Below are 16,689 nucleotides of genomic sequence, written 5' to 3' on the forward strand. Positions count from 1 at the left end.
TTAGTTACAGGGCGCAGGGCCGTTTTCGACGCCCTGGCAAAGGTCTTCCAGCGGGATCCAGCCCGCGTCGACCACAACGGTCAGGTTGTCCTTGGTGATCGGCACAGGCGCCAGGAAGACCGAGTTCATCTCGGTGCCACCGGGCGAGGTCCAGCTGATCGCGCCTTCGACATCCGCAGGGCTTGTTCCGCTGCTCAACGCAACCGCGATTTCACCGGCAGCTTTGCCTAGCTCACGTGCGTCTTTCCAAACCGAGACGGTCTGCGTGCCCTTGGCAACACGGTTCAGCGCCGCGTGGTCACCATCCTGGCCCGAGACCGGAATACCGTCCATGCCTTGCGCGGTCAGAGCAGCAACAACGCCACCAGCAGTACCGTCATTCGAGGCGACCACGGCATCAACGTTGTTTTCGTTCGCTGTCAGGATCTGCTCCATGTTGCGCTGCGCGTTCGCAGGCAGCCAGCCGTCAGTATAAGCCTCACCCACAATCACGATGTCACCACTGTCAACGGCGCCCTGGATGATCTCTTGCTGACCACCACGCAGGAAATCCGCGTTCGGGTCGGTGGGCGAACCCTTGATCATCACGTAATTACCCTTGGGCATCGCGTCGAATACAGCGCGCGCTTGCATCCGGCCAACTTCTACGTTGTCAAAGGTCAGATAAAACGCCCGGTCATCTTCGATCAGGCGGTCATACGCGATAACTGGAATGCCCTCGTCAGCGGCTGCCTGAACCGCCGGACCAATGGCCTGAGAGTCTTGTGCCAGAATGATCAGTGCATCAACGCCCTGAGCAATCAGACTTTCAATGTCCGACAACTGCTTGGCCGAGGACGATTGCGCATCCGACGAAATGTATTCGGCTCCACCCGCCTCGAGCGCGGCTTTGATCGCGGCCTCGTCGGTCTTCCAACGCTCTTCCTGGAAATTCGACCAGCTGACGCCCACAACAGGTTCGGCAAAAGCGGCCGTACCCATCAACACCGCCACAGCGGAAGCGCTGAGAATTCTTTTCATGATTTCCTCCCGGTTTCATTGAGCCATCGCTTCATGATTCGTGGCCCCGATAATTCTGAGTAGCATATTTATTTCAGTCGGTAAAATATTTATGCTATCGGTAACAGAAAAAACCGCCTAGGTTGAAACAGGGATTAGATTCGCGAGGGCAAGATGCTGAAAAGCAAAGCTTCTTCAAACGCCACGGACCAAAGAAACATCACCCGATTGCGGGTGCTGGAGCAGATTCGCGCAACCGAAGCCATCTCGCGAATTGACATCGCCACGGCGCTTGAAACCAGTCCTGCAACAATCACATCTGCCACAGCAGACCTGCTGTCCGCCGGTCTTATCCAGGAAATTGAAGGGGAGTCGCAGTCAAAATCCACACGTCGTGGCAGGCCACGTGTGCTTTTGAAACTGCACGGCGGTTGTCACATGATTGCGGGTGTAAAGGTCGCGCGGCATCAGATCTCGGTCATCTTGGTGGATTTCGAAGGTACCGAAATCGCCTCTTATACCCATCCATTGGATGAGGCGCGTATGGCACCCGAAATCTTCACACAAACGATCCGCACTGCCCTTGACCTTGCCTGTGGCACTGCGAACCGGTCGCTGTCTGATCTGTCCGGCGTCTGTATCGGCATTGCGGGGTTGATCGACGCAGAAAAGAACTTTGTACATTGGTCGTCTTCTTTGACAGAACGCAACGTAGACCTGAGCCCGCTCTTGTCCAAGGCGCTGCCCTGCCCCGCCTTTATCGAAAATGACGCCAATCTGGTGGCCAAGGCCGAGCAATTGTTTGGGCTGGGAAAAGGGCTGAAAACATTTCTGGTTGTGACCATCGAACACGGCATCGGTTTGGGTATCGTCGTTGATGGCAAACTTTATCGCGGCGAGCGCGGATGCGGCGCGGAGTTCGGGCATTTGAAGGTTCAACTGGACGGCGCGCTGTGCCAGTGCGGACAGCGCGGATGTCTGGAAGCCTATGTCGGAGAATACGCGTTGATCCGCGAAGCGACGATTGCCAGCCAGGCCACGGATCCTCGCACACTTACAGATATTCTTACGGCCGCAAATGCCGGCGATGCTCGGTCGATTTCCGTACTGTCCCGGGCCGGTCAAATGTTTGGAATGGGGGTTTCGAACCTGATCAATTTGTTCGATCCGGAATGCATTATCCTGTCCGGCACAAGGGGCAGTTTTGAATATCTGCACTCGGAAGACGTAATGACGCGTATCAGAAACGGTGTCGTCAGCGTTGACGCACCCCTGCCCGCGATCAAAGTGAATCACTGGGGGGATTCAATGTGGGCAAAGGGGGCGGCTGCTTATGGAATCGAACAGGTCTCGATTCTGAAAGTCAGGGAATTGGCGGCACATGCGAACTAGTTTGGCTTTCCTGCTGACCACAGCAACAACCGTTGCGGCGGATGCGCCTTCCCCGCAGTTTTTTGGCGTTGACGTTCAACCCCATATCTATGACGGCGGGTGGGAACATTTTGTGGGCGGTGGGGTCGCTGTTTTCGACTGTAATGGCGACGACCGCCCCGAACTTTTTGCTGCCGGAGGTTCAAACCCAGCGCAGTTTTTTGTAAACGTATCCGAGGAAGACATTCAGTTTCGGGCAGACACGCCCAGCGCTTTGTCCCTGACTGGTGTGACCGGCGCATATCCGCTGGATGTAGATGGCGACGGGTTGCTTGACCTGGCAGTTCTGCGCGTGGGTTCAGATCTGTTGCTGCGCGGCGGGCCGGATTGCGCGTTCGACCTTTTCAACTCGCTGAACTTCACTTCTGAGGATCATTGGACCACGGGTTTCTCTGCCACTTGGGAAAGCGGGCAAGCGCTGCCCACGCTGGCGTTTGGCACCTACGTTGACCGCAACAACCCCGATGGACCATTTGAGACATGCGGGCCGACCTTGCTGTACCGACCGCATGACAGCTCATATGGCGCCCCTGTTCATCTGGAACCGGGGCACTGTTCCCTCTCAATTCTGTTTTCCGACTGGGCGCGGTCGGGGCGTGCGGATCTGCGTGTCAGCAACGACCGTCACTACTATGTGCGCAACGGGCAAGAGCAACTTTGGGCGATGGAGGACACCCCACGGCTTTATGGGCACGCAGACGGATGGCTGCCTTATTCGATCTGGGGCATGGGCATCGCCTCGCGCGATTTGACCGGCGACGGGTTTCCAGACGTCTACCTGACCTCGATGGGGGATCAAAAATTCCAGACATTCGATCCGTCGACTAAGGGGCCAACATGGCGGGACGCAACCTATGATCGGGGGACGACAGCACATAGGCCACACACAGGTGGTGATGGTCGTCCTTCAACCGGCTGGCACGCCCAATTCGGTGACGTTAATAATGACGGGCGGGACGATATTTTTGTCGCTAAGGGCAATGTCGAACAGATGCCAGACGCCGCTCAAACCGATCCAAACAACCTACTGATACAAAACGACAATGGGCAATTTGTCGAAACAGCAGAACAAGCGGGCGTGGCTTCTATGGCAAAGTCCCGCGGCGGGGCCTTGGCCGATCTGAACGGGGATGGCTGGCTGGACATGGTGGTCGTCAATCGCGGTTCATCACTGGAGGTTTTTCAGAACAAGCCGCAAAATGGCAACTGGTTGATGGTGGATGTGGGTCAAGCACAACCCAACCGCTTGGCCATCGGCAGTTTTATCGAGGTCAAAACGGACGCCGGAGTGCAGACCCGGGAAGTCACAGTTGGCGGCGGTCATGCCAGTGGCATTGCTGGATTTCACCACTTTGGTCTGGGCGATGCGGAAAGCTTACAGATCAGGGTGATCTGGCCCGATGGCAAAGCAAGTGATTGGCGGACCGCCAACCCCAATCAGGTGATACGCCTTAGCCGCTGACCGCTGACTATTGGTCAACGGGCAAACCGCTTGGAACCGTCTTGGGCACCCCCAACCGAACTGCCGGGTCCTCCAGAGTGCCAAGGAAACTCAGGATGGCGTTGATGTCATCATCGCTCAGGCTCATTGGGGCCAATGTGTTTGAGGCGGCAATTGCCTCCACATGCGTGGGGTCTTGCATAGCCTGGGCATCCAGCGCGCCATCAAATTCGGGCAGTTCGGCTTTCTCGACCGAATAATTGCGCAAGGCTGCCACAGGATCCAAATGGTGACGCACCACATCTTCAAGCTCAGCATACGCGCCACTGTGCCCATAGGGCGCGGTCAGTGTCACGTTCCGCAATGAGGGCGTGCGAAAAGCAAACGCATCCCTTGCATCCCCTGTGACGCGCAACCGCCCGTCATCGCGCACGTGGTTTTCGAACCTGGCCGCTTTTCCGGGGCCGATCTGGGGCATGGCGATGGAATGGAAACTGTGATCCGTCTGGAACCATCCGCTATGACAACTGCTGCACCCGGCCTCACCGTAAAACAGGGTCATACCCAATTGCGCTGTCGCGGGCAGAGTTTCTTCACCCCGCATCGCGCGGTCAAAAAGGCTGTTATCTGCCCGCCATTCAAAAGCGATGAAATCCGCGATGACATTGGCGATGGCGGTAAAGGTGATCTCTTCCCCGGGCGCGACGTCCTCAAACCGCTGCGAATACTCCGGTATCCCCGCCACCCGCGCCGCGATCAGGTCCCAGGCCCCGCCCTCCTGGGTCAACAAGCCAAGCCGTACCGCCTTGCTCACCTCGTTTTCAGAATAGTGACCCGCCATCTCGTCAGGTGAAAGCACCGGGAACATCGCTTGCGCAGCCAGAGCCGATTGAAAGCCGCGCCGCATATCCGTCCCCAATGGCGTTCTGATGCCATTAGGTTGTGACGGATCAGCCTCCAGCCGACCATCATGAAAAAAAGTTGTGAATTCCAACGCACCAAGATTCCACAGGCCCGGCGAGTTTCGCGGAATCCGCTGTTCGGGAGAGTTATCCTGAGTGATCTTACGCTCGGCCCCAAGCCCCACACCGCCTTCTCCGATTCCAAGTGAAAGCCCATCAGACGTGCCCAGTTTCGGATGATGGCAGGTGGAGCAACTGATATTCTTGTTCCCCGAAAGAATGGGGTCGTAAAACAACAACTGTCCCAGTTCGACACGTTCCAGGTCCGGCTCAAGAAATTTCGGAACGGGTCCAAGGTCCTGCGCCTGAAGTGCTGATGCCATCAGCCAAAAGCCTATTGAAGCTGCCGAAATCCGAGCTTTCATGTTTAATCCTCGAAAATCTCTAGCGTAAGTTTCTGACGATAGGGTTTTTCCGGCGTGTAGATCACAGAAGGAAAGGCCGGATTGTTCACCGCGTCGGTGTATCCGGCGGGCTCAATACAAAGCGCCGCCCCGGGTCTGAAAGGATCAGACAAATGTGCAGCTGTATAGACCTGTGCGCCCGGTTGATCTGAATAAACCTTCATCTTTAAACCCGATGGCGTTTCGACTTCTGCAACAGGCATGGTCAGGTCCCGTCCATCTTCAAACACAAAATAGTGGTCAAGAAAGCCAGCTTCTTGGCCGATTACGCGACTGCGCGTGAAATCCAGGCTTTCTGCATCGGCTTTTAGAATGCGGCCGGTGGGTGTGGCGTTTTCGTTCAATTCAAGAAGGGTTTTGGCATGTAGTTTGAGACGGCAATCGAGAATGCCCTGCGGGCAACCAATTGAGTAATAATTGTGCTGCGCGATGCTGATCGGCGTGGGCCGATCCGGATGCGCCGTGATCGTATAGATCAGACACGGATAAGCCAGCTCCACCTTTATCACGAACTGGACTTCCGCAGGAAACCCGCCCTCACCATCAGGTGAAGTTATCGACAAAACCGCCTGATTTAGAGCAGTTTTCTCGACACTCCAATACTGATGGGACAGACCATCCCGACCGCCGTGTAGCGCGTTTTTGCCTTCGTTCGCCGTAACTCTGATGGTTTCACCCAGCAAATCGAACTGCGCCCCACTGACACGGTTGGCCAAGCGCCCGACGATTGCACCCAGGTAATATGGGTCCGTCAGATAGTCCTGCGGTGTGTCATAGCCCAGTATCAGTGGCGTTTGCCCCAACCACCACCCTTGGGTGATCGCACCATAGCTGAGCAATGAGGCGGACATGTCACCGTCTTCCAGCACAACCCGTTCTATGGTTGCTGAGCGTTGCCCCGCCATCACGACGCGGAAAGCGGTGCCAACGCCGCATAGTATTGGCGATAAAGCTGATAGGCATTCTCATACCCGTCGCATAGCTCGGTCCTTGGCACAATGACTTCAGCCGTTTCCGGAGGGGTCATGACGCCCGCCGGGTCTGCCCCCCGTAATGCGCAGGCCGCCAGACGCGCTGCGCCGGTCGCGGCACCAAACTCACTCCCCTTGGGCAGAACAAGACGTGTATTCAGGACAGTCGCCAGTGTCTCTAGCCAGAACCGAGATCGCGCTCCGCCGCCCACAACGGTCAGGCTTTCTGGCGTGGTTCCCGTGGCCTTGAGCGCCTCAAGGCAATCACGCATGGCAAAGGCAACACCTTCCATCACGGATTGCGTCAGAGCCTTCGGATCCGTGGCGATATCCAGTCCAAGGAATGCGCCTCGGATAGCGCTGTCGTTATGCGGCGTCCGTTCCCCTGACAAATAAGGCAAAAAGGTCGTACCAGACGGCCCATTGATCTGATCCGGTAGCGCCGACGCCAACGCCCCAACGGGCTGTCCCAAGTTTCGAGACAGCCAGTTCAAGCTGTTTGTGGCAGACAGAATGACGCCCATCTGAATCCAACGCTCAGGCACGGCGTGACAAAAGCAATGAACCGCTGTTTCCGGCGCGGGTGCATAACTTTCTTTGGCCACCAGCAGCACACCAGAGGTACCCAATGACAGAAAACCCGCCCCCTCGTTAATGCTGCCAATTCCACAGGCTGCCGCGGCATTGTCGCCTGCGCCGCCTGCAACAATTACAGGCCCGGCCAATCCCCAGTTCAGCAATATCTCGGGCCGCAACTGCCCTCCAACCGCGCTGCCCTCAACCAGTTCTGGCATCTGATCGCGGTGCATGTGACCTTGCTCAAGCGCTGTGTCGGACCATTCGCGACTGTCAACATCCAGCCAGGCGGTTCCGGCGCTGTCTGACACGTCGCTGATAAACTCGCCCGTCAGCCACAAACGAAGATAATCTTTTGGTAACAGCACTTTGGAGACTTTTGCGAAGACCTCGGGCTCATGCCTGCGCACCCATTCCAGTTTAGGCGCGGTGAAACCCGGGAACACGATATTACCTGTGATCGCACGCATCCCCGCGGCACCGTCCAGATCAGCAGCCTCAAGCGCGGATCGCGTGTCGTTCCACAAAATGCATGGCCGTAATGCGTTTCCATCTTTGTCGATCAGTGTGGCACCGTGCATGTGCCCACTTAAACCAACAGCACGCACAGCGGAAAAAGCCGCGGCATTTGCCTTTCGCAATTGGGTAACCACTTTTTGGCAGGCCTCAATCCACTCACCCGGCACCTGCTCGGACCACCCGGAACGAGGTGTTGAGGTTTCAACACTTGCATCGGCCTCGGCCAGCACATGGCCGCCTTCATCAACGACAATACCACGGAGACCGGACGTCCCCAGATCCAGACCAAGATACACCTGTTCTCCCCCCTTCTTGCCTACCGTAGAGCTTCGTGACGCAGGCGGGCCTGCGCCGGGTCACTACTTACTTGCGGCAAAATAGTTTGCGCTAACGTATTACGCCAATTTCAAGAAAAGAGACACCCTATTGTGCGAAATTCAGCACGGCATGGACTTTCAGTTCGCAATACCGGCCACGTCACCGAAGAGACGCAACGCGCAAGGATGCTTTAACGTTAGCCCGCTAGGTCTGTTCTATTGAGTCACGACTGTCTGTGAGGGAACGAAACCAAGATCGCATCGCGGTCTACTCGGCCCCTACCCGCTGGTTGTACCTGGTGAACATGAGTTGACCCGATGGCATGTCCGATCTGAAATCAGCCGTTCTGCCAAGAAGCGTACGGTAAAACCGGCGGAGACCTGGCTCGGTGTCTTCAGCCAGATCTTCGCAGCGCCGACACAGTTCTTCGATCCTGCCCTGAGGGTGTCGGCTTTTTATCGCTGAAATCAATTCGCTGTGCAGAGAAGTAAGATCCTGGAACGCCCGCGCCTTCAGGACCGATTGATCCCCCACCAGAACAAACACAGGTTCGGGGTTGGCTTTACCTTTCAGATCAACACGCCCTGCCTCCAACAATGCCAGATCCGCTTGCCCCGCGCGGGAAACCCCGTTTGATACGACAATATCATAGTCAACCGCACGGCAACTTTGTTCAAGCCTTGCTGAGACATTCACGACGTCGCCGATAACAGTATAATTGAAGCGCTTTTCTGATCCGATGTTCCCAACGCACGCCTGTCCTGTGGCAATTCCTGTTGCCAAAGCAATGGGTTGCCTGTTTCGCATAATGCTGGACGCATTGAATTCTTCTAACGCGCTTCGCATCTTGAGCGCCGCGAATGCTGCACGGCACGGATGGTCTGCAACAGGGATTGGCGCGTTCCAGAAGGCCATGATCGCGTCACCAATAAATTTGTCGATCGTTCCGCGCTCGCGCAGGACCTGATCCCCAATTTTGGAAAACAGCGCGTTCAGAACGGAGACAAGCTCGGTGGCGGATGCTGTTTCGGACAGAGACGTAAAACCCCGAATATCCGAGAACATAACGGTGATTTCCTGGGTTTCTCCTCCCAGCTGCAATTGGTGGCCCGTACTTTCCATTTCATCGAGAATTTCAGGGGCAACGTAGTGCGAAAACACCTTTCGAATCTCACGCTTTTCGCGTTCGGTCGAAATGAACAAGTAGCCTGCCAACAGACCAAAATTCACCATACCCCCGATTAATGGGAAGGTCGCGTCAAACAACACAGACTGATTCTGAAAGACCAGCCAACTGATCGTCAGAACGGCAGCCGCGGCAATGCCACCAGCAATAAAGGAGGCAACAGCACCAAAAATGGACATGACAGCAATAACGACAAGTCCCAAAAGGGCAAAGGCAAGCAACTCCTGCGCCGCCGTTACATCAGACCGGCTCAGCATCTCTTGGGTCAACACTTGCTCGATCATCTGCGCATGAATTGAAACACCTGGGACACTTTCGCCAAGCGCCGTTTGATGAATATCGAACAGACCGGCAGCAGATGTGCCGACGAGTATTATGCGACCCTCGATTTCGGCCCGCAAAGACGGATCGGAGGAACCTGCCATGACATCGTTGGCCGAAATATAAAGGTCAGGTGTGTCACGCCGGTATTTCAGCCAAAGTTCACCATTCTCGGTTGTTGGCATCCGGTAGCCCCCGACTTCAACAGCCAGCATGATGCCTGCTTCGTCTGACGCGCCTTCGGCAAAAATGGTGGTCTCCCCAAGTGCAACCCTCAGAGATTCGATTGCCAGACCTGGCATGGGCCCGTCCGGCCCGTCCCAAAGAACCGGCACGCGGCGCACGATACCAGTTCCACCAATGGGTGAGACATTGACGCCACCAATTCCTGCCGCAGTTCGGTCCAGCGGAGGCGCGATTGGCGTCCAATGAGGAACTGAAATCAAACCCTCAGCAGGGTTTTCCCCAAATTCGACAATTCCTGCTTTGGGCGTGATGTTTTTACCTTCCTGCGAAAGACGCGCAGCGGCACCCAGAACTACTGGCCAATATGCAATTTCCATTCCAAGTAACACATCGTTGTCCAGCTTCTGGGCATGGTGCTCCACCGTCAAAATACCCTTAAGCGATGGATCGTTCAGAAGGCGTGATGGTGAATACCTGTCAGGCTCGGCGAAAAGCATATCGAAAGCGATGGCTGCAGCACCGTAGTCGCCCAGATTCTTCACCATCTGAGCGACCAGAGTGCGCGGCCAGGGCCACTGTCCCCAATTGGCCAACGCATCTTCATCGATATCCACAACGCGTATGGGAAGATCCGGATTGAATTCTCGCGGAGACAACCTTTGAAGCACATCGAAAAAAACCAGGCGAGTCATTCGAACCGGGTAAGGATCCACTGCACGGATGAAACAGCCAAAGAGGATCAAGACCAGCCCAACAAGACGAAAGGCCCATCGCCCATTCTTGGTTTTACGTGTCTTTTCGCTCACACCATCCTCCGGGAAAGAGGAAAAACGCGCCGTCAATCAAAAACGTTTGTTGAGAACCCTTCTTCAGATCCCGTTCTATCGGTCGTTTCGTGATCCGGTTCCTCGCGCTCTGGCTCCTCATGATCGATTTCTTCTCTTTCTGGTTCTTCCCGCTCTGGTTCCTCTCTTTCAGGCTCTTCTTGTTCCGGTTCTTCTCTTTCCGGTTCCTCTTGTTCCGGCTCTGGTCTTTCGGGCTCACTCTGTCCCGAAGTTGACGGGCTTGACGCAGGAGTCGCGTCTACGGTGTCCGTTCTTTCCCGCCGTTGCGGGGGCGCGTCGCGAGGCTCTGCCCTGTTTGGCTTGACACGACGTATGGGCGCGGCTTCTCCGGCGCAACCTTCAACTCTGACCTGTAACGGGGGCAACAGACCTTCCTGAGATTGAATGAAGGGAAAGCCGCTTTGCAAAGCCTGTTCGTATTGCGCCTGACTTGCAGGGCGCCCGACGGCTCCGCTTCCGCTTGTTGCGTACATGCTGCACTGACGCCCCGAAGATCTGCAGGTGCCCTGAACCCCACACATTCTGACAGTCCCCTCAAGCACAAGCATTGCGCTTTGCTGTTCGGAAACGACCCACATGTCGAAGGTTGTTCCGCGCACTGCCATTGTCGCCGAAGGTGTCGTGATTGAATAAGCGCGCTTTCGGCTTTTACCGGAAATGAACCGAAAGCTGCCGCCCAGCGCCTGAACGGCAAAACTTTTGGCTTTGCGATTGCCACGCAGCAGGCTCACATCCAGCACCATGCGGGCGTTGGGACCAATTGCGATCTTAGTGTCATCCACAAAGACTATCTGGATCAAACCCGTTTGATCTGTGGTGATCGCATCTCCGGATTCGACATCCATACCAGAAACAACAGGCTGCGTTTTTCCTTCACGAACAAGCTGGGCGCCCTGCTTGGCGCTGATAACTTTTCCAATGTTGGCAACAGCTTGCAACGGCATGGTAACAACAAGGCAAAGAACCAATACAATCTTTAACCACGACAAAACCGAGCCCCTTCCCCCTTTGGGTCCTGATGTGTGCAAATCGCACTGTGCTCGATGATCGCCCCTGCAAAAGCATAATTTTTTGTTAATTTATGTGCAAAAAATATAGACAAATATGCGCCATTTCATGCGCGTTTAGCAAGTTTAATGTTCAAGTCACGATCAAACCATCGTTTCTCGCACCTCTGACACGGCAAGTGGATGGGCCTTTCTGGGTTGCCAAGCACAATAAAGTCTTACTTTTTCCGAGGCGCAGAAATGGCCAGGATCGGTGTTGCCGTGCACAGTTGAAATTCTGTTTGCGCCCCGTATCTCTTAGCTTGTGAAAGCACTCATCAACTTGCGCTGACGATCCTTTTACCCCACGACCCTTGGTTAGGCTTTACTTGACGAATGACTGGGTCGACAAACAAATAGGTCTACTGATCGTGCCGCCCCTGAAACGAGCGCAGCAAAACGGAGTAAGTTTATGTTTTCCAGTCGCATTTTAGCAGCGGCAGCGTTTTGCGCCAGCCTGTCGTCTACCGCGCTAGCGCAATCTGATACCAAACAGGATGGCAAACTCTTCGTAGAACTGAATGCGGTCCAGGATGTCACCGGATCATGCAGGCTAACCTTTTTGGCCAAGAATGAAACCGGGCTTACGATTGATGGCGCGGTATTTGAAACCGTTGTTTTTGATGCCGAAGGTGGTGTTGTGACCTTGTCCCTGTTCGATTTCCGTGACTTGCCGGCGAACAGACCCCGCGTACGCCAGTTTGATTTACCAAACCGAACTTGCGCCGAAGTTGGGCAGGTCTTGATAAACGGAACGAACTCTTGCCTGGTCGATGGCGCTGAAAGCCAGATATGCGGAAAGACCCTGTCGCTGAGCAGTCGAGTAGCCATGGAGCTTTTGGGATGAGTCCTTTAACCGCACTTCGTGAGATTTTCGCACTTGGCGGGCCGGTCGTGGCGATCCTGATCGCGATGTCCGTGCTGACGCTGGCTGTCACTCTTTACAAACTCTGGCAATTTGCGGCCTGTGGTGTCGGGAGACATAAAGTGCTGTCCGAAGCACTTGCCGCATGGAACGCTGGCGACCAACACGCCGCCCGAGCAAAGCTGGCCGGTAGCAAAAGTTATCTGGCCCCTATTGTCGGCGCGGCGATGGATGCAGCGGGCGTAGCCGGAGCCGATGACAGACTGGATGCCGAAACCGGCCTTGTGCTTGCCGGGCTTGAGCGCGGTTTTCGCCTGTTGGACACTGTGGCGCAGCTTGCACCCTTACTGGGACTATTTGGCACCGTTCTTGGTATGATCAGCGCGTTTCAGAGCCTGCAGGCCGCAGGGTCGTCAGTGGATCCTTCGGTTCTGGCTGGCGGCATCTGGGTCGCCTTGATAACCACTGCGGTGGGGCTGGCCGTTGCAATGCCAACGTCCATGGTTTTGTCTTGGCTCGAAAGCCGCACAGCGCGCGAGCGTGTGTTTGCGGACAAAGCCCTGCGCACGGTTCTGGTGCCCGGGCCCTCGATCAATAGCGCAGCAGGTACCGCACCGGTTTCGGCTGCACCAGAACATGCGTAACACGGCACCATTTGTCCGGCGGCGGATGTCGATGACGCCCCTGATCGACGTGATCTTTCTGCTTTTGCTGTTCTTCATGCTGTCCTCGACTTTCTCGAGGTTCAGCGAGATTGAACTCAGCAGTGCAACCCAGGGCGCAGCAAGCGAAACAACGACAATCGAACGCTTTTTTGTGCAGCTCGGCGCCGAGCGGGTCGCGCTGAATGGTCAAGTTACGTCGCTTGAAAACTTGGACAGTCAGATTAAGTCCGGTCAGGTTTTAATCAGCCTTGATCCGGATACATCCGCACAACGCCTTGTGGACCTTCTTGTTCGCCTGCGCGGGCGCGAAGGTCTCATGGTTAGAGTGTTGGAGTAAAAGAATGATCCGCCACATCCGAACCAGCCGAAACCGCGATTCAACCATCCCGCTGATCAATGTTGTCTTTCTTATTCTAATCTTTTTTCTGATCGCCGGCACAATAGCTCCTCCATTGGATCCGGACCTGGAATTGGTGAACACTGCAGATCTTGAAGGCCGTGAACCACCCGATGCGCTTGTTCTTCATCAGGACGGAACACTGAGCTTTCGCGGCAGGCCAACAGACGCCGAAGCTTTCATGGCCGATCGAGAAACCGGGCCGGTGCGCATCGTGCCAGACAGAAATGCGTCTGCGCCCCGATTGATGGAAATCACCAGCACCCTGCGCCGGTTAGGCGCTCCGTCGGTTTTTCTTGTGACAGAACAGGCCCTCGAATGATCAGGCGGTCTATCTTTGTCGCGATTCTCGCGATCTCGGTATCGCTGTTGATGCATCTCGCGGGCCTGAGCCTGACCGTGCCAAACCTGTCAAACCAAGCCGCAGGTGAAAGCCGTACCGATACTGTCGAACTGAGCAACAGTTTTGAAGAGTTTGCAGATGCCCGGCTTGAACCTGTCGAACCCGAACCGGCAGAGACACCACCCCCTCTGGAAGAACCGCCAATTGAGCCCAGAGAGGCCGAAGCCCCCACAAGCGACGCCCGTGTCGCGTCGCCCGACCCAAAACAGACCTACGCGCCCGATACCGGAGACTCCGCAATCATTCAGCCCAGAGCACCGGAAGAAGCGGTCACCGAACCTGTGGAACAGGGCCCGGATGATACCGGTGAAGCTGCGCAAACCGCAGGGGCTGACACCGTGACTGAAACGCCAGAAGCGCCCCCAGATCAAACAGCATCTCCGGTTGAACCGTCTTCGGTCGAAGATCCGGTATCAGAAGAACAGCTTGCTGCGCTGCCAGCCGAGCTATCTCCTGTCGACCCGGAAAACGGTGAAACCGTCGAACCTGTAACACCCCAAGCAACCCAGGAACCGTTGGATGAGGAGGCAGATCTGCCCATCCCCGAAGCGGAAGCAGACGAAACCGAACAAGCGCTGGTTTCGTCTCTTCGACCACGGCCGCCCAACCGCGACGCGCAACACGCCCAACCAAGAACACTGGAGCGCTTCAACAATTTCGACAATCTGCGCTTTCCAGAGCAGACGATTGAATCGCCGCTCTCTGCCTTCAAAAGAGAAGGTGTGGACGTCTTTCGACAAAGCAGAAGCAGCAATCGATCTGGTGGGCGCGGCCCAGGAAACTCGGATTCAACGAATTATGCCGGTGAGGTTCTGGTTCATTTAAACCGGGCCCCGATTGTCTATGTCGCAGCGCGCGGATATGCGCGCGTGTTTTTTGAAATCAGTCCCGATGGCACTTTGGCGTGGGTCGATATTGTCGAAAGCTCTGGCTCACCCGATATAGAGCGCGCCGCAAAGCAACAGGTTCGCACCGCCGCGCCGTTCCCGCGCCCACCTGGCGGCGTCAGTCGAAAACTGTCATTCTACTACCAGATTAGATGATTAGGTGGGCCTTTTAGCATCGTCTGTTACGCAGCTAACTGGCCCCTGACACTCTCAGACCTCCTGTCTGCTCCAACAAATCCACAATTGCGCCAACCCCTTTTCGATTGCGAAGTGACGAGAACAGAAAAGGTCTTCCTTTGCGCATCTTTTGCGCGTCTCGTTCCATAACCTCCAACGACGCACCGACATGAGGTGCCAGATCGGTTTTGTTGATTACCAGGATGTCCGACTTGGTGATCGCTGGCCCACCTTTTCTAGGTATTTCCTCGCCAGCAGCCACATCAATTACATAGATTGTAAGGTCAGCAAGTTCGGGGCTGAACGTCGCGGACAGATTGTCACCACCACTTTCAATCAGCACAACGTCCAGATCAGGATGACGCGCCTGCATTTCAGCGACAGCGGCCAGATTGATCGAGGCGTCTTCGCGAATTGCAGTGTGCGGGCAGCCTCCGGTTTCCACGCCAATGATCCGGTCCCTGGGCAGGACTTGCATACGCATAAGCGCTTCGGCATCCTCTTGTGTGTAAATATCATTGGTTATGACGCCCACTGAACAGACATCTCGAAGAGCTTCGGACAGTGCAGCGGTCAACGTGGTTTTTCCAGCTCCTACCGGGCCGCCAATGCCGACGCGAAGTGGGCCGTTCATATTCGTCATGTTCGGAATATCCTCGAATATTGTGTTTCGTGCTTCATGGATGCGATGTCCGTCAGAAACGCTGTTGAGCTCAGTTGATCCAAGCCAGCCTTTTGTGCCCTGCTAGCGATCTTCTCACACAATGGTGTAAGGGTGCGGATCAATCGCTGCGCGTCAGTTTGGCCCAAAGGAACTAGGCGCGTTGCGCAAGCTACAAGATTGCTGGCGAATGCTTGCAGAAACATCTTGGTCGTTAAAGACACGGGGAGATTCTGCCGACAGGCAGCTTGCCCTACACTGACCGGGTACGTAAGTTGGCGTAGATCCAACTCCCAGACATCTCGCGTCACATTTCCAAACGCCTGCCCCAACAAATCGGTCTCCATAAGCCGTTCGGATGACGCGCAGAAGGCCCGTGCGGTCGCATCGATGTTGACCAGTTCACCTTGTGTCCGCGCCCTGTATGCCGCGACAACAAACAACGCGTCATTCCACCCCGAGCCGTGCTCCAGCACATCCGAAATCCATTCTTCGGCGTCCTGTGAGCACGTGACACACCCTTCGTCAATCGCTGCCTCCAGGCCATGAGAATAGGCAAAACCCCCTACAGGGTAAGCAGGGGACAGCCATTGGGCCAAGGTCAGGATATCGGTGTCAGTGGGTGTGGCCATGAGTCCGACCGTGACCATAAGCGCCACCTTCGGGTGTGAACGGTTGGTGCACTTCCTGCACCGTAGCCCCGATTTTCAAAAGCATGTCATTGATGACATGGTCGACCTGTATGAACAGGCGGTCTTTCTCGATTTGGCACGGTGTATGACGATTGCCAATGTGCCAGGCGATGCGCGTCAGGTCCGGGGCTGTCACCTGAAGCAAAGCTTCCGGCGCTGCCCGGATTTCCACCTCGCGCCCGTCATCGAGGATCAGCGCGCCTCCGTGATCTAACGACGTTGTCTGCGCCAGATCGATCAATATCTGCTCGCCACTTTCGCATGTCAGAACCTTGCGACGCAGGAACCGATCATCATAGGTCAGGTACAAGCTGTCCGCCGGGTCGCTGTGCGTGTGACCCGAATACTGACGCGCGGTACACAGAAGGGCAGTCATGCGATCCCCTCCTCAGCACCGGAAACAGTCAGAGCCAGATAGAATCCGCAAATACCTGATGCACAATCCGTTCGCGCGTAAGGCCGCGCTTTTTCAGTTCTTCGTCGCTGAGCGATTGCAAGTAGTTGACTTGCCGCACGCGCGATTGCGCTTCGGCCAAGCTCATTAGAACTGAAAAGATTGATGACCCGATGGATGCGATCAAGCCACGCAGCGAAATCCGTGCGTGCGTCTGAGTTGCTGAGTCTGCCATTTGGACCCTCGTAATCGTTGGTCCTCCCTTGGGTTTGAATATTTGTCATATCGGCCTCATTGAGTAGTGCATGTTTGCTCATGGCTCCGTTGCGCGCGCTGCAACGCA

General features: G+C 55.6%; 17 protein-coding genes. 7 read left to right on the forward strand and 10 right to left on the reverse strand.

The window, feature by feature from the left end:
- Entirely contained in the window at positions 1-981 is a 981-nt protein-coding gene (gene xylF / locus GS630_RS09200) for a D-xylose ABC transporter substrate-binding protein (RefSeq protein ID WP_371732105.1), read from the reverse strand.
- 192 nt (positions 982-1,173) lie between these two features.
- Here xylF and GS630_RS09205 point away from each other — a divergent pair, with 192 nt between their 5' ends.
- Positions 1,174-2,391 carry an ROK family transcriptional regulator gene (locus GS630_RS09205; protein ID WP_171174933.1) on the forward strand — a complete coding sequence of 406 codons (1,218 nt, stop codon included), beginning with the start codon at positions 1,174-1,176 and terminating at the stop codon, positions 2,389-2,391.
- Positions 2,381-3,892 (forward strand): CRTAC1 family protein, encoded by a 1,512-nt coding sequence (locus GS630_RS09210; RefSeq protein WP_171619373.1) that lies wholly within the window; start codon positions 2,381-2,383, stop codon positions 3,890-3,892. Before GS630_RS09205 ends, GS630_RS09210 begins: the two co-directional genes overlap by 11 nt.
- A gap of 7 nt (positions 3,893-3,899) precedes the next feature.
- On the opposite strand, the gene GS630_RS09215 is transcribed toward GS630_RS09210, so the two are convergent.
- From GS630_RS09215 to GS630_RS09235, 5 genes are all read right to left on the reverse strand, one after another.
- Complete coding sequence (locus GS630_RS09215; protein ID WP_253285857.1) at positions 3,900-5,156, reverse strand: cytochrome-c peroxidase; 1,257 nt, start codon at positions 5,154-5,156, stop codon at positions 3,900-3,902.
- A gap of 44 nt (positions 5,157-5,200) precedes the next feature.
- Positions 5,201-6,142, reverse strand: a complete 942-nt coding sequence (locus GS630_RS09220; protein ID WP_256368690.1) for an aldose epimerase family protein — start codon at positions 6,140-6,142, stop codon at positions 5,201-5,203.
- Positions 6,142-7,599 carry a xylulokinase gene (xylB, locus tag GS630_RS09225; RefSeq protein ID WP_171619379.1) on the reverse strand — a complete coding sequence of 486 codons (1,458 nt, stop codon included), beginning with the start codon at positions 7,597-7,599 and terminating at the stop codon, positions 6,142-6,144. Before xylB ends, GS630_RS09220 begins: the two co-directional genes overlap by 1 nt.
- 289 nt (positions 7,600-7,888) lie before the next feature.
- The gene (locus GS630_RS09230) at positions 7,889-10,120 is read right to left on the reverse strand and encodes a CHASE2 domain-containing protein (RefSeq protein WP_371809051.1); all 2,232 of its coding nucleotides are present in this window, start codon (positions 10,118-10,120) and stop codon (positions 7,889-7,891) included.
- 32 nt (positions 10,121-10,152) lie between these two features.
- A complete protein-coding gene (locus GS630_RS09235; protein ID WP_253285858.1) occupies positions 10,153-11,148 on the reverse strand; it encodes a FecR domain-containing protein in 996 nt (331 codons plus the stop codon).
- Positions 11,149-11,617: 469 nt separating this feature from the next.
- Between GS630_RS09235 and GS630_RS09240 the strand changes: the two genes are divergently transcribed.
- Genes GS630_RS09240 through GS630_RS09260 form a run of 5 tightly spaced genes read left to right on the forward strand, consistent with a single transcriptional unit; the run spans position 11,618 to position 14,578 of the window.
- Entirely contained in the window at positions 11,618-12,052 is a 435-nt protein-coding gene (locus GS630_RS09240; RefSeq protein WP_171619383.1) for a hypothetical protein, read from the forward strand.
- The gene (locus tag GS630_RS09245) at positions 12,049-12,714 is read left to right on the forward strand and encodes a MotA/TolQ/ExbB proton channel family protein (RefSeq protein ID WP_171711986.1); all 666 of its coding nucleotides are present in this window, start codon (positions 12,049-12,051) and stop codon (positions 12,712-12,714) included. The genes GS630_RS09240 and GS630_RS09245 overlap by 4 nt, the downstream gene beginning before the upstream one ends.
- Entirely contained in the window at positions 12,707-13,072 is a 366-nt protein-coding gene (locus GS630_RS09250; protein WP_253285859.1) for a biopolymer transporter ExbD, read from the forward strand. The genes GS630_RS09245 and GS630_RS09250 overlap by 8 nt, the downstream gene beginning before the upstream one ends.
- Positions 13,073-13,076: 4 nt before the next feature.
- Positions 13,077-13,454 (forward strand): biopolymer transporter ExbD, encoded by a 378-nt coding sequence (locus GS630_RS09255; protein ID WP_171619385.1) that lies wholly within the window; start codon positions 13,077-13,079, stop codon positions 13,452-13,454.
- Entirely contained in the window at positions 13,451-14,578 is a 1,128-nt protein-coding gene (locus GS630_RS09260; protein WP_171619387.1) for an energy transducer TonB, read from the forward strand. Before GS630_RS09255 ends, GS630_RS09260 begins: the two co-directional genes overlap by 4 nt.
- Before the next feature lie 34 nt (positions 14,579-14,612).
- On the opposite strand, the gene ureG is transcribed toward GS630_RS09260, so the two are convergent.
- The 4 genes from ureG to GS630_RS09280 are packed head-to-tail and all read right to left on the reverse strand — an operon-like array spanning position 14,613 to position 16,581.
- Complete coding sequence (ureG, locus tag GS630_RS09265; RefSeq protein ID WP_171174955.1) at positions 14,613-15,242, reverse strand: urease accessory protein UreG; 630 nt, start codon at positions 15,240-15,242, stop codon at positions 14,613-14,615.
- Complete coding sequence (locus tag GS630_RS09270; RefSeq protein WP_171174956.1) at positions 15,239-15,892, reverse strand: urease accessory protein UreF; 654 nt, start codon at positions 15,890-15,892, stop codon at positions 15,239-15,241. Before GS630_RS09270 ends, ureG begins: the two co-directional genes overlap by 4 nt.
- Positions 15,876-16,328 (reverse strand): urease accessory protein UreE, encoded by a 453-nt coding sequence (locus GS630_RS09275; RefSeq protein WP_171174958.1) that lies wholly within the window; start codon positions 16,326-16,328, stop codon positions 15,876-15,878. Before GS630_RS09275 ends, GS630_RS09270 begins: the two co-directional genes overlap by 17 nt.
- Positions 16,329-16,356: 28 nt before the next feature.
- The gene (locus GS630_RS09280) at positions 16,357-16,581 is read right to left on the reverse strand and encodes a DUF1127 domain-containing protein (protein ID WP_171174960.1); all 225 of its coding nucleotides are present in this window, start codon (positions 16,579-16,581) and stop codon (positions 16,357-16,359) included.
- Positions 16,582-16,689: the final 108 nt, after the last annotated feature.

Origin of the sequence: Ruegeria sp. HKCCD7303 (assembly GCF_013111185.1) — a bacterium.
Lineage (GTDB): Bacteria > Pseudomonadota > Alphaproteobacteria > Rhodobacterales > Rhodobacteraceae > Ruegeria.

What these genes read in the sequence shown, in the direction of transcription:
- xylF (WP_371732105.1), bottom strand. Translation starts at nt 981, where the DNA reads ATGGGTACGGCCGCTTTTGCCGAACCTGTTGTGGGCGTCAGCTGGTCG.
- GS630_RS09205 (WP_171174933.1), top strand. Translation starts at nt 1,174, where the DNA reads ATGCTGAAAAGCAAAGCTTCTTCAAACGCCACGGACCAAAGAAACATC.
- GS630_RS09210 (WP_171619373.1), top strand. Translation starts at nt 2,381, where the DNA reads ATGCGAACTAGTTTGGCTTTCCTGCTGACCACAGCAACAACCGTTGCG.
- GS630_RS09215 (WP_253285857.1), bottom strand. Translation starts at nt 5,156, where the DNA reads ATGGCATCAGCACTTCAGGCGCAGGACCTTGGACCCGTTCCGAAATTT.
- GS630_RS09220 (WP_256368690.1), bottom strand. Translation starts at nt 6,142, where the DNA reads ATGGCGGGGCAACGCTCAGCAACCATAGAACGGGTTGTGCTGGAAGAC.
- GS630_RS09240 (WP_171619383.1), top strand. Translation starts at nt 11,618, where the DNA reads ATGTTTTCCAGTCGCATTTTAGCAGCGGCAGCGTTTTGCGCCAGCCTG.
- GS630_RS09245 (WP_171711986.1), top strand. Translation starts at nt 12,049, where the DNA reads ATGAGTCCTTTAACCGCACTTCGTGAGATTTTCGCACTTGGCGGGCCG.
- GS630_RS09250 (WP_253285859.1), top strand. Translation starts at nt 12,707, where the DNA reads ATGCGTAACACGGCACCATTTGTCCGGCGGCGGATGTCGATGACGCCC.
- GS630_RS09255 (WP_171619385.1), top strand. Translation starts at nt 13,077, where the DNA reads ATGATCCGCCACATCCGAACCAGCCGAAACCGCGATTCAACCATCCCG.
- GS630_RS09260 (WP_171619387.1), top strand. Translation starts at nt 13,451, where the DNA reads ATGATCAGGCGGTCTATCTTTGTCGCGATTCTCGCGATCTCGGTATCG.
- ureG (WP_171174955.1), bottom strand. Translation starts at nt 15,242, where the DNA reads ATGACGAATATGAACGGCCCACTTCGCGTCGGCATTGGCGGCCCGGTA.
- GS630_RS09270 (WP_171174956.1), bottom strand. Translation starts at nt 15,892, where the DNA reads ATGGCCACACCCACTGACACCGATATCCTGACCTTGGCCCAATGGCTG.
- GS630_RS09275 (WP_171174958.1), bottom strand. Translation starts at nt 16,328, where the DNA reads ATGACTGCCCTTCTGTGTACCGCGCGTCAGTATTCGGGTCACACGCAC.
- GS630_RS09280 (WP_171174960.1), bottom strand. Translation starts at nt 16,581, where the DNA reads ATGGCAGACTCAGCAACTCAGACGCACGCACGGATTTCGCTGCGTGGC.